Origin of the sequence: Paenibacillus lutimineralis (assembly GCF_003991425.1) — a bacterium.
GTDB classification, from domain to species: domain Bacteria; phylum Bacillota; class Bacilli; order Paenibacillales; family Paenibacillaceae; genus Fontibacillus; species Fontibacillus lutimineralis.
In genome coordinates this window covers 4,879,678-4,892,520 of record NZ_CP034346.1, presented here as the reverse complement: position 1 = coordinate 4,892,520, position 12,843 = coordinate 4,879,678, and the positions used below count along the sequence as shown (strand labels likewise).

At 56.2% G+C, this 12,843-nt stretch carries 4 protein-coding genes; all 4 read left to right on the top strand.

The genetic code is table 11. The annotated features are described in order from the left end of the window. Positions 1-96 precede the first annotated feature (96 nt). From EI981_RS21785 to EI981_RS21770, 4 genes are read left to right on the top strand one after another with little or no spacing between them, the layout of a single operon-like run. Complete coding sequence (locus tag EI981_RS21785; RefSeq protein ID WP_127001826.1) at positions 97-969, top strand: CPBP family intramembrane glutamic endopeptidase; 873 nt, start codon at positions 97-99, stop codon at positions 967-969. A gap of 4 nt (positions 970-973) precedes the next feature. After that, a complete protein-coding gene (locus EI981_RS21780; protein ID WP_127001824.1) occupies positions 974-1,783 on the top strand; it encodes a CPBP family intramembrane glutamic endopeptidase in 810 nt (269 codons plus the stop codon). Continuing rightward, positions 1,780-2,583, top strand: coding sequence for a CPBP family intramembrane glutamic endopeptidase (locus EI981_RS21775; RefSeq protein ID WP_127001822.1), 804 nt, complete (start codon positions 1,780-1,782; stop codon positions 2,581-2,583). The genes EI981_RS21780 and EI981_RS21775 overlap by 4 nt, the downstream gene beginning before the upstream one ends. Positions 2,584-2,597: 14 nt before the next feature. Further along, positions 2,598-12,839: a non-ribosomal peptide synthetase gene (locus EI981_RS21770; protein ID WP_127001820.1), complete on the top strand. Its 10,242-nt coding sequence runs from the start codon at positions 2,598-2,600 to the stop codon at positions 12,837-12,839. Positions 12,840-12,843 lie beyond the last annotated feature (4 nt).

Here is a 12,843-nt window from a genome sequence, read left to right as displayed (position 1 = left end):
CTCCGCTCCTCAGTCCCTGGTTTCATCCAACCTTCTCGGTGCTGAAAGTCTGACTTTTTAAACACGAACTGATAGAAGGAAGAAAGGAGCTTTCCTGTGAAAAAAGTGTTGACCATGATAGTGAATATCGCGCTTTATCTCGGGGTCTTTTATGCGCTGCTCTATCTACTTCGCTCTACTTACAATTACGAAGTAACGCTGTCGTTCGCCAAGTTTCTGGATCGCAACCCGGCCATGTTTATGGTCGTTCTGTTCACGCTGATTACGCTTGTGTATATGCTCATCTTTCGAATCAAAGGATGGATCTGGCCACATGCGGAAAAAAATCTGTTCCGTGCGTCGGGCTTCAAACGGCTAAGCGTCTCGCGCGTCTTGCTGATGATTGGCCTGGGTCTTGCGGGAAGCTTGTTCAGCATCGGCCTTATCGTCATTAACGATATTGCGCGGCAATTTCCGTCCATTCCCGCGCTGGTCGACGATCTGATCAAGGGGGATTCGATCTGGTACGTCATTCTGGGCGCCGGTTTGATCGGCCCGGCATTTGAAGAAATATTGTTCAGGGGCCTTATTTTCAGCGAGCTTCGCAGGGTTATGCCTGTATATGTGGCCTTGGTGCTGCAAGCCGCAGCTTACGCGTACTTTCAGCCGAGCGCGGCGCTTTCGGTCATTAGCATTGGTTCGGGCCTGATTTATGGGGCACTGTATTTGCGCACCGGTTCGCTGTGGGCGCCTATTCTGGTACAGAATACAGCCATGGGCACCATCTTTTTATTTAAATACATCGGGTTCTACGAATGGTTTGACAAGCTGGGCGATGTTTCGCTGTATATCATTACAACGCTTTGTCTGGCTGCGTTGATTGGAGGTTCCGTCTATGTCTGGCGGACCTCAGGCAACGGTGGTATCGGCGCACGCGCCGGTCAAGCGCTGACGGCTGACGCGCCGTCGGCAGCACAAAAGGGGGGCTGAACGCATGAAGGCGTGGGGAATGATGCTGGCTCGCGTGGCTGTTGTTATCGGCCTGTATTTTGCATGGTTCTTTACCGTGACGACATTATTTTTTGATTATGTGTACCCAAGAAGCACGTGGTTTGAACAAAACACGGTAACCGTCATTATTTTGAACGATATGGTGGGGTTGCCGCTCATGCTGCTGGCCTGGAGATTTATATTCAAAGAAAGTCTGTTCAAGGCGGCTAAGTTCCGCGTGATGGGCGGTAAATCGGTGGCGATCGCTTTATGGATCGGACTTGGAGCCGGCTTGTTTACGGTCGCTTTCTCCCGGCTTCCTGCCATTGCATCGGATAAGTACCAGTTCCGCGAATTGTTTGATTACCTGAACCGCGCGGAATGGTATGTATTTCTGGTTTTCCTGATTCTCGGAAATATTTACAAGGAGACATTGTTCAGAGGTATTTTGATGAATGAGTTCAGACGTGTGCTCCCAGTTTGGATTGCAATTGTGATTCAGGGCGTGTTATACGGGGCGTTGTTCTTTTTCGGAGACATTCCGCTGTCGCTGTACGGTTTTCTCGGCGCGGTTATTTTTGCACTCTTGTATGTCTGGTTTAAATCCATCTGGGCGCCGATCGCCGCGCAAGTCGCCTGTCAGGGCAGCCAGTACCTGCTTTGGCATTACGGGCCAGAGACGACGGACGTCACCGTCATGTCCGTCGTGATGGCTGTGGCGGCCCTGATGATTGCGGTTGGCATATTCCTTGCGGCGAAGCATCGCTCCTCGATCTCCGTGTCGCTGTCTTCCGAGGCGGTGAAGCCTTTGTGAAGGGATTGCGAATAGCGGGAAATACCGTCTTATATTTGGTCATTTATGCGGCGATTGTGATGCTTGTCAATCAAGCGCTCTACAACTGGATCGGAGATTCCGGGCTGAAAGACTGGATCAAAGACAATTCCGGCATTGTGCTGATTGTATCCAATATCATCGTGCTCGCCATCTATCTTCCGCTGCTGCACTGGCAAAAAATTTCGCTGAAGGATTTGGGGTTTGTTCTTGTGCGCAGGGGATCGTTGCTGCTGTCCGCAGGGACGGGCGTCTGGCTAGGCTTGTTTATCGCCGCGTTTACCCGTCTTCCGTGGATAAAAGCGACATTTCCGCCCATTTCGGATCTGGTCGCTTTTGTCGCCGGCGGAAGCCTGATCATTTTTGTGCTCGGTAGCTTGTTGCTCGGGTCTTTGCTGGAGGAATGGCTGTTCAGAGGAATGCTGTTCCATACGCTCAGTCAAAGTCTTTCGGTTCTGTGGACGGTACTACTCCAGGCTGTATTGTTCGGCGCGGTATTTATGAATGTGATGGTTGGCGCATTTGCGGCGCTGGGCGCGATCGTATACGGTGCTGTTCGCGCCGGCTCGCATTCGCTTTGGGGATCGCTTGCGGCCCATGTGTGCAGCACAGGCACCTTGTATATCGTGCTGCAATGGGCGGGCGATTGGCAGTCCGGAACGCTTGGATTATTAGCTCTAATCAGTGGACTCGGCATTGCGGCACATGTGTTGTTGCTGCTGTACAGGAGTGGCGAAAGGGCGGAAAAAGAACAGGCCGTCAGCGATTCCATTACTTACTAGGAGGGAAGGGAGCCATGTTTCAACTGGATTTGCTAGATACCAAAAAAGACACATCCGGGCGGAAGGGGCGGAGCGGGGGCTCCGTCTCCGATGTTTCCCTCAAGGATATTGCGGTTGTCGGGATATCCGCCAAGCTGCCGCGCGCGGAATCGCACGAAGCCTTCTGGGAGCTTCTTCGAGGCGGCAAGGACCTAGTAGGCCGGTTTCCGGATTCCCGCAAGGAGGAATTAAAGCCGTATCTGCGCCGCATGGAGGCACAATACGGCTCCGTTTCCTTCTTTGACGGGGCGTATATCGAAGATATTTCAGGTTTTGATTATTCTTTTTTCGGGCTTTCTCCCAAGGAAGCATCGCTGATGAGTCCAGCGCAGCGCCTGTTCTTGCAGACGGCCTGGGGCGCACTTGAGAATGCGGGTTATGGCGGAAATGCGCTGCATGGTTCGCGCACCGGCGTCTTTATCGGCTATAACGGGGACGCACTGCATGATTACAAGCGAATCATCGAAGCACTGGACCCAGACGCCTTGTCCATGGCGGCGCCCGGCAATCTGAGCTCCATGATACCGAGCCGGATTTCGTATTTGCTTAATTTGCGCGGGCCGGCGATCAACGTGGATACCGCATGCTCATCCTCATTGGTAGCGGTCCATCTGGCATGCCAATCGATCCGCAGCGGCGAATGCGAGGCGGCGATTGCCGGCAGCGTAAAAATTAACGTGCTGCCGCTGGATACTGGCATACGGCTTGGCATCGAGTCGAGCGACAACCGGGCCAGAACGTTCGACGACTCGGCGGACGGAACGGGTATTGGCGACGGCGTGATTGCGCTGCTACTGAAGCCGCTGTCCCGCGCGCAGGAGGACGGCGACCATATTTATGCCGTCATCAAAGGGAGCGCGATGAATCAGGATGGCAGCTCGGTTGGCATTACAGCCCCGAACGCCCTCGCGCAAGAGGACGTCATTGCGCGCACCTGGCAGGATGCGGACATTGATCCCGAAACGGTGACGTATATGGAGGCGCACGGCACGGGAACCTCGCTGGGCGACCCGATCGAAATTGACGGGCTGACACGCGCCTTCCGGAGATATACCGATAAACGGCAATTTTGCGCCATCGGCTCGCTGAAAACAAACATCGGCCATCTTGACCATGCTGCCGGTATTGCAGGGCTGCTCAAGGCGATCCTCTCGCTTGTCCACAAGCAGCTTCCGCCCACACTTCATTACCGCTCGCCGAACCGCAACATTCCGTTTGTGGATTCGCCCGTTTATGTCAATGACGAATTAACGCCATGGGAGACGGACGGCGAAGCAAGAAGATGCGGAGTAAGCGCGTTCGGCATGAGCGGGACCAATTGCCATGTTGTGCTGGAGGAGGCTCCTGCCGGGATGCCTTCGGGTCATTCGGACAGAACGGAGCTGTTCTGCTTGTCCGCGCACAGCATGACGGCTCTGGAGCGGCTCGTGCTGTTGATGCGGGACTGGGCTATGCAGTATCGCGACGATGAGAGCCGTAGCCTGGCCGACCTGTGCTACACCTTGGTCGTCGGTCGGGGAGCCCATCGGTATCGCCTAGCGATTGCTGTAAGCAGCTGGGAAGAACTTGTTCAGACCTTGCATGTTGCCGCCGAAAGCGGCCTTACCAGCTTTGCGCTGCCGAACGTCTGCTTCGGGACAGCTGATTCGGCTGCTACCGGGAATATGCGGCAGCAACCCATTCCAAACGAACGGGATATCGAAGCGCTGGAGCTGGGCGAACGTTACGTGGGTGGATACGAGATCGACTGGAATGCGATTTACCTAGGACAAAGCCGCCATCGGCTTCCGATTCCGACGTATCCGTTCGACTCTCACCGTTGTTGGGTAGAGGAGGCGTGCACTGGAACGGCGCTTCATACGCCATTTGCAGCCTGGAGCGGGTACTCGCTCGGTGGAGATATTCCGGAGGAGCTTGGGCAAGAAATGAACGCGACGTTTGCCAGATGGCAAGCCGCGCTAGAGCGGAGCGGCGGAATGGCGAGTCGGCGCCGCCGAAGCGTTGCGTTAACCGGGGAGCGCTCCGGCCTGAAATGGGAGCAGCATGTCGCAGATGTCTGGGGAGAGCTACTTGGTTATGACGAATTGCCTGCGGATGCCGGGTTTTATGAGCTGGGCGGAGATTCCATTATTGCGCTCAAAATAGTAAATCAGCTAAGCGAGCTTGCGGGCGTCCGCATTCAGGCAGCGGATTTGCTGGGGCATGCGGATCTGCCTTCGTTCACGGCTCAGATCGAGCGGCGGCTTAGGGAGAGCGGCGCGGCGACAGCACAAAGAACGAACGCTCGGCACGGTGAACAAGGGGTGGACGTTGGGAACGGCGCTCATGATGGGCAAGCTGTGGCCATCGGCCGTGACGGAGCAGGAGTGTCCAGCGGGCATTTCGGACCGTTGACCAGCCAAATGTCAGACTATTTGTTCGGCGATAGGCTGGAGTCGATTCGAAAGGCGGCCCCGCAAGAGCATTATCCGATTTCATCGCCGCAGAAACGCATGTATTTACAACAGCAGGCGATGCCGGATGATCGCAGCTACAACTTGCCTGAATTGTTGCATTTGGACGGGGCTATTGATGCAGACCGGCTGGAGGCCGTCCTGCAAGCCATCGTGGACCGTCACGAGACGCTTCGTACCTCCTTCCACGTCATCGACGGAGAGATCAGGCAGCGCATTCATGCCGCCATTCCTTTCCGTCTGATTCGTATGGAGGCTGATGAAGCGGGAGCGAACGGCGCACTGCAAAGCTTATTTCGGCCGTTTAGGCTCGATACGGCCCCGTTGCTCCGCGCAGCCTTGTTGACGCTGGGACCAGAGCGCCATGTGCTATTTCTTGATATGCATCATATTGCATCCGACGGCATGTCGGCGGGTATTCTTTTGTCCGACCTGATGACTTTGTACCAGGGTGGTTCGTTGCCACTGCTGCCGCTGCAATACAAGGATTATGCGGTATGGCAGGAGAACAGGCCGCTCTCCGGGAACGCCGAAAGGTATTGGCGCGAGCAATGCCGGGGGGATTGGCCGACGCTTGCCCTTCCGACCGATACCCCGCGACCGCCCGTCAAAAGCAATCGCGGCGAAACGTTTGAGGTGAACGTCGATGCCGGTTTGACAGCGGCTGTGCGCGGTCTTGCGGCCAAATCGGGCGCGACTCCGTTTATGGTGCTGCTATCGGCATATTACACTTTCCTCGCCCACTATACAGGGGCTGAGGACATTGCCGTCGGCACGCCGATTGCGGGGCGGAACAGGTACGAGCTGGAAGCGATTGCGGGCATGTTTACCGGCACGCTGGCGCTGCGCGCTTATCCGCGGGCGGACAAGCCGTTCAGAGCCTTTTTGTCCGAAGTGAAAGAGATGGCAACTGGGGCTTATACCCACGCCGATTATCCATTCGAGGAAATCGCGCAATGGTTGGACAGAAGGGACGCGAGCCGGAGTCCATTGTTTGACACGATGTTCATTATGCAAAACCTGGGTATTCCAGACGCTTCGTCAGAGGGATTGTCGTATCGCCACCAGCGCTTTGAGCATGGCACGGCCAAATACGATTTGATGATCCAGGCTGTAGAGAATGATACGGAATTGCGGCTTGTCGTGGAATATAATACCGATTTGTTTCGCCGCGCGACAGTCGAACGCTTCATGCGACATTATGTGCAGCTGCTGCGTAGTGTGACGCTCCGCCCCGACGCCGTACTCGGCGAAGCGGAGATGCTGACGGAGGAGGAGCGCCTGCACATGCTGGCGCTGGGGAGACGCGCAGCGGACTTTCCGCAGCCGCGTTGTCTGCATGATTGCTTCAAGGAACAGGCGGCGGCCGTTCCGGACCTGCCGGCCGTCTCTTGTGGCGGTGAATCCATGACCTATCGGGAGCTGGATCGCCGTACCGATGCGCTGGCGCGAACCTTGCGCGCCAAAGGTGTGGAACGCAGCCGCGTAGTCGGCATCATGGCGGAGCGCTCCATCCCGATGCTAACCGCTATGCTCGCCGTTATGAAAGCCGGAGGCGCTTATATGCCTATAGATCCGCATTACCCCGAGGAGCGCATCCGCTACATGCTGGAGGACAGCGGCGCGGAGCTGGTATTCGCGGACGGTTCGCGTCCCAGAGCCGCGGCCGTCGTACCAGCCACCTTGCAGGTGCTGGACATTGCGGATGAGACGCTGTTCTCCGGCGGAGACGATGCCGCCACTGCATGGCCGCAGGACACAGACGATCCGATGTATGTCATTTATACTTCTGGTTCTACGGGTCAGCCGAAGGGTGTCATTGTGCCGCATCGCAGTTTTTATAATTTCGGACATTCGCTCCGGACGTTTCTCGACGGACAATACGGCGAGGGAGATAGATGCCTCAGTCTAACGAATATTTCGTTTGACGTCAGCGTAGCGGAGTTGTTTATGCCGCTTATGTTCGGGGCTTGCACGGTTCTTTACCCGGAGCCGAAATTGCTTGATCCAAGGCGAATTGCCGAGGTGATTACGGAAGAGCGGATCACATTTGCTTATTTGCCGCCGTCTTTGCTGAAAGAGGTTGCGCGGCTACTGGAGCAATCGGCTTCCGAGATTACGCTAGACAAAATGCTCGTTGGGGTAGAGCCGATTAAAGACGAAACGCTGGAACTGTATACGAAGCTTAACCCCGAGATTCGGATTATTAACGGCTATGGCCCGACGGAGGCGACGGTGTGCTCCAATATGTACACATACAAGCCGGGTGCTTATCGCGGTGGTTATGTGCCGATTGGCGGGCCGATGCACAATGTCGAAATTTATATATTCGGCTATGGCGGCCAGCTTGCCCCTATCGGTGCAGCCGGGGAGCTGCACATTGCTGGCAGTGGCCTTGCCGACGGTTATGTGAACAAGCCGGATATGACGGCCGAGCGCTTTGTGCCGCACCCGTATCATGAGGGCCGCTTCATGTATCGCACCGGCGATATCGCAAAGTGGCTACCAGACGGCAACGCAATGTATGTGGACCGGGTCGACCAACAGGTAAAAATCAGAGGCGTTCGGATTGAAATGAATGAGGTTCGCTCGCAGTTGATTTCCCTTTCCGAGGTGGAGGATGCGGTTGTGGTCGTCCGCGAGCAGGCAAGCGGCGACAAGGAACTGTGCGCGTATGTAGTCGCTTCGGACAAGCTCCCTTCGCGGGAATGGAGAAGAAAGCTGAAAGACAAGCTGCCGGAGGCGATGATTCCAACCTATATCGCGGCAATTGACGCGATACCGCTGACGCCGAACGGGAAAGTGGATCGGCGCGCCTTGCCAGAGCCGGAATTCGGGCTTCGGGAGCGGGAAGATCTGGAGCTGCCGCGAAACGGGATGGAAGAGCGAGTCGCCGCCATTTGGGCGGAAGTGCTGGGCGATACGGCCGGGCCAATCGGCATTCACGACGACTTTTTCGAGCTTGGCGGCCACTCCTTGAAGGCTGCTGTGCTGGCGGGCAAGCTGCAGCAGGCGACGGGCACCCTGGTTCCGTTCAGCCTGATATTCGAGCTTACCTCCATTGCGGAAATGGCCGCCTGGCTGAAAGAGCGTGGTGGCGCCGTTGTCGCGATCGAGCCAATCTCGAAGGCGGAGCGCCGCGAGTGGTATCCGATGTCGCGTGCTCAGCGCCGCCAATATATGATGCAGATGCTGGCCGGAGACGCCACCATGTATCATGTGCCGTTCGCGCTCCGCTTGCAGGGCAGGCTGGATGCGGCGCGGCTGCAAGACGCATTTACGGCCTTGATCGAGCGACACGAAAGCTTGCGTACGACCTTCCATATGATAAAGGACGAGTTCAGGCAAATGGTTCATTCGCCGTATGCGTTCAAGCTGGAGGCGTTGGACCCGTTCACCGGAGACGAAGCGATGCAGGGAGCGCTGCCGGACGGCGCTGAGATGACGAGGCTGATAGGAGTCTTCCAGCGCCCGTTCCATCTGGACAAGCTGCCATTGATGCGGGCGGGCCTACTTAGACTGAATGAGGAAGATCATCTACTCCTACTAGATGTTCATCACATTATTATGGACGGCGTATCCTCCAGTTTGCTGGTGAATGAGCTGTCGCAGCTGTATGCCGGACAAACGCTGCCGGAACTGCGCGTGCAATACAGCGATTATGCGGTGTGGCAGGAAGCCGGATTTGTAAATGCCGCTTATGCGGAGCATGAGCAGTACTGGATGGAAATCTTCGATGGCAAACTTTCTGTGCTGGAGCTGCCGACGGATCGGCCGCGGACATCTCTGCCGAGCTATAAGGGCCGCCGCCATTCGTTCCAGCTGGACGCGTGGACAACAGCGGAGGTGCGAAAGCTGGCGCGGGAAGCGAAGACAACGCTGTATACGGTGCTTCTGGGTGCTTTTGCCGCGATACTGGCCAAATACAGCGGACAGGCCGAAGTAATTGTGGGCACCCCCGCAGCCGGCAGGGATCATGCCGATACGCATGGCATGATCGGCATGTTCGTCAACACACTGGCGCTGCGGACCAGACCAGAAAGAGACAAGACTGTATGGGCCTATTTGGCGGAACTGCATAACCATGTCGTAGATGCGCTTTCGCACCAGATGTATCCTTTCGAGGAGCTGGTTGAAGGGCTGAAGGCAGATAGGGACAGAAGCCGAAATCCTTTGTTTGACGCCATGTTTGTCTTGCAAAATATGGATCGGGCGGTGACTGAAGCAGGCGGCCTCATCTTTAGTGAAATGCCGTTCGAGGCGGGGACAAGCAAGTTCGACCTGACTCTGGAAGCGGTGGAGCGGGAGACGCAAATCGAGCTTCAACTGGAATACGCAACGGATTTGTTTCATGAGGAAACCGCGCGACGCATGGCGGAAAGTTATACCGTACTCGTGCGGGAGATGTGCAGAACACGCGACTGCAAGGTTGGCGAGCTTGATCTGATGGGTGAAAGTGAGCGGGAGCAATTGCTGGCACTGTTGTCCGGAGGAGGCATGCCGGTACAGGCCGCGAGTAGAGAAGGGAGCAATGGTAGGATGGAAATTCGAGCTGAGGAAGGCATGCTGGACCGGCAAGGAGACGTGGCTGCGGCTTCCAGGCAAGCAACGGCGGAATGGGCGGGGTTTGTGCAGGAAGTAGAGCGCCAAGCGGCGCGCACGCCGGATGCGGCGGCGATCCAATTCGGCGCGGAGACGGTGACGTACGCCGAGCTGAACGAACGTGCGAATCGACTTGCACATTCCTTACGGGCGAAGGGCGTGGGGCCCGAGCGCATTGTCGCGCTCATGGCGTCCCGTAGCCCGCTTCTGCTTGTCGGCATTTTGGGTGTTCTGAAAGCCGGAGGTGCCTATGTCGCCATTGATCCCGCTTACCCGAAAGAGAGGATCGATTGGATGCTTGAGGATTGCGGCGAAGCGCTTCTGCTGACGGAAAAAGCAAATGCAGGAGTCGTAACGAGAGCCGTTGCCGAGTGGTATCTGGATGATCCGGAGCTGTATTCGGCGGACCGAGGTAATCTGGAGTTTGTCCATAAGCCGGACCATTTGGCGTATGTGCTGTATACGTCGGGCTCGACCGGTCGTCCCAAAGGAGTGATGATCGAGCATCGCGGGCTGGCGAATTTCATCAGCGGCTTCCGAGACCGGATTCCGTTCGAGAAGGGCCAGAGCATCCTGGCGATGGCATCGGTCTCCTTTGATATTTTTGTCGTTGAAAATCTGCTTCCGCTCACGCTGGGTATGAAGATTGTACTTGCGAGCGAAGAGGAACGGGGCGACGCCGCTTTGCTGCAAGCTCTGATCGACTCATACGGCGTCGATGTGCTGCAAATAACACCGTCGCGCTTCAAATGGTGGATGAATCAGCGAGGCGAAACGGACGGCTTGCAAAAGCTGAGCATATTGATGATCGGGGCAGAACCGCTGACGGCCGATGTGCTCGGTAGGCTGCGCGCCGCTACGGGAGCCAGATTGTTTAATTTGTACGGTCCGACGGAGACGACGGTGTGGACCTCAATCCGGGAAGTGACCGAAGGCGAAGACATTTCGATCGGTACGCCAATCGAAGGTTCCGTCATGATGGTGCTTGACGAAGGACTGAAGATGCAACCGACAGGCGTGATGGGGGAAATTTGCATCGGCGGGCTGGGCATCGGGCGAGGGTATCTCAGCCATCCTGAATGGGATGTCGCTTTTGTGCCCAATCCGTATGCGCCGGGCGAACGAATGTATCGTACGGGTGACCTTGGGCGCAGGCTTGAAAATGGCGAGTTTGCCTATGCGGGACGACGCGATTTCCAGGTAAAAATCAGGGGCCACCGGATTGAAATCGGTGAAATTGAGCAGTTGCTGCTTCGCCATGAGCAGGTGAAGGAAACGGTCGTCACCGCGTTTCAGGAAGAGGATGGGGAATATGCGCTTTGCGCGTATGTCGTCATGCAGAACGCCGAGGCAGCGGATACGGAGCCGGACGGCGACGCTCCATTAGACCGGTTGACCGCGCAGTTACGCGAATATCTCGGGGACAAGCTGCCTTCTTATATGGTTCCGGCCTTCATGGTTGTACTGGATTCGATTCCGCTTACGCCAACGGGCAAAATCGACAGAAGGGCACTGCCGAAGCCGGGACCAGCCGACACGGGTAAGCGCGAGCTAGTTCCGCTATCGACGGATACCGAGCGCAAGCTGGCGGAGATTTGGAAGGAACTGCTCGGTGCGGATGCGATCAGCGCCAAGGACAGCTTTTTCGAGCTGGGTGGCCATTCCCTGAAGGCGGCGGGCATGGTCAGCCGCATTGCAGAACGCTTTGGCGTCCAAATGCCACTGCGCGATATTTTTATGAATCCTACACTTGAAGGTTTAGCAGCTCATCTGGACACTAGCGGTACCGTGGCTGCTGCGTGCATTCCGAAGCAGCCGGAGCGCGAACATTACCCCATGTCGAGGGCACAGCGCCGCCAATTTATGATGGGTCTGATCTCGGGCGAAGCAACGATGTACCATGTGCCGTTCGCCGTGCATATGCAAGGCAATCTCGATGTGGAGCGTCTGGAAGAAGCTTTCCTTGCGATGATGCGCCGCCATGAATCACTCAGAACGACGTTCCATCACGAGGAGGACGAGTTCCGCCAGCGTGTACATGCGGAGCCGATATTTACGCTGGAACGGGGTGCCAGGCTGAGAATGGCGGCAGGCAAGCTGCTCCAGGAAGGCGGAGACGAAGGATTGTTCGGCGGTATCAGCGAGCTGATGGAGCGCTTTATCCGTCCGTTTGATCTCGGCAGTCTCCCGCTGTTCCGGGCCGGATTGATTCCGCTTAGCGAGGAGCGCCATCTGCTGCTGCTGGACTTTCATCATATTATTACCGACGGCGTCTCCGTCAGCGTCCTGCTGCAGGAACTGACCACTTTGTATGGCGGTGATGAGCTGCCAGAGCTGGATATCCAGTACCGGGATTACACGGTATGGCAAGAAGAACGAATCGGCAGCGAGGCCTATATGGGGCATGAGCGCTACTGGCTGGAGGCGTTTGAAGGGGAGCTACCGACGCTTGCACTCAAGGGGGCCTTACCAAGACCAGAACTGCAAAACTTCGAGGGCGGTCTGATCATTTTCAGACTGGATGAGGAGTTGACGCTCAAGATCAAGGCGTTTGCGCAGGGGCGCGGGACGACGTTGTATACGGTGCTGCTCGGGGCTTATGCGATGCTGCTGAGCAAATGGAGCGGTGAGGAGGATATTATTATCGGCACGCCGGTTGCGGGTCGCAATCATGCGGGGCTGGAAGGGCTGATCGGGATGTTCGTCAATACGGTCGCAATTCGCAGCTTCCCAGAATCATACCGGACCGTTGGCGATTATTTGTCCGAGCTGCATGAGGATGTCTTGCGGGCGCTGGAGCACCAAAATTATCCGTTCGAGGATTTGGTGCAAAAGCTGGGCATCGAACAGGATCGCAGCCGCAATCCGCTATTCGATACGATGTTTATTTTGCAAAATATCGATCGCGTCGCTTATCGTTCGGGCGGCATTGAATTCGACCCTAAGGAGTTCGATCCGGGCGTCAGTAAATTCGATTTGACACTTGAAGCGGGTGAGCAAGACGGCAGGATCAGTTTTGCGCTGGAATATGCGACAAGTCTTTTCCGCAAAGAGACCGTCCGTGCGCTGGCGGATGATTATACGGCGATCATTCGCGCGCTGGTTGAAGATGGGGCAAAGAAAAAAATCAGTGCTCTGCTTGCGGCAAGCAAGCTTAATTGAAATA

Excerpts from the sequence above, each read along its gene's own strand:
- EI981_RS21780 (WP_127001824.1), top strand. The coding sequence starts at position 974 with ATGAAGGCGTGGGGAATGATGCTGGCTCGCGTGGCTGTTGTTATCGGC.
- EI981_RS21770 (WP_127001820.1), top strand. The coding sequence starts at position 2,598 with ATGTTTCAACTGGATTTGCTAGATACCAAAAAAGACACATCCGGGCGG.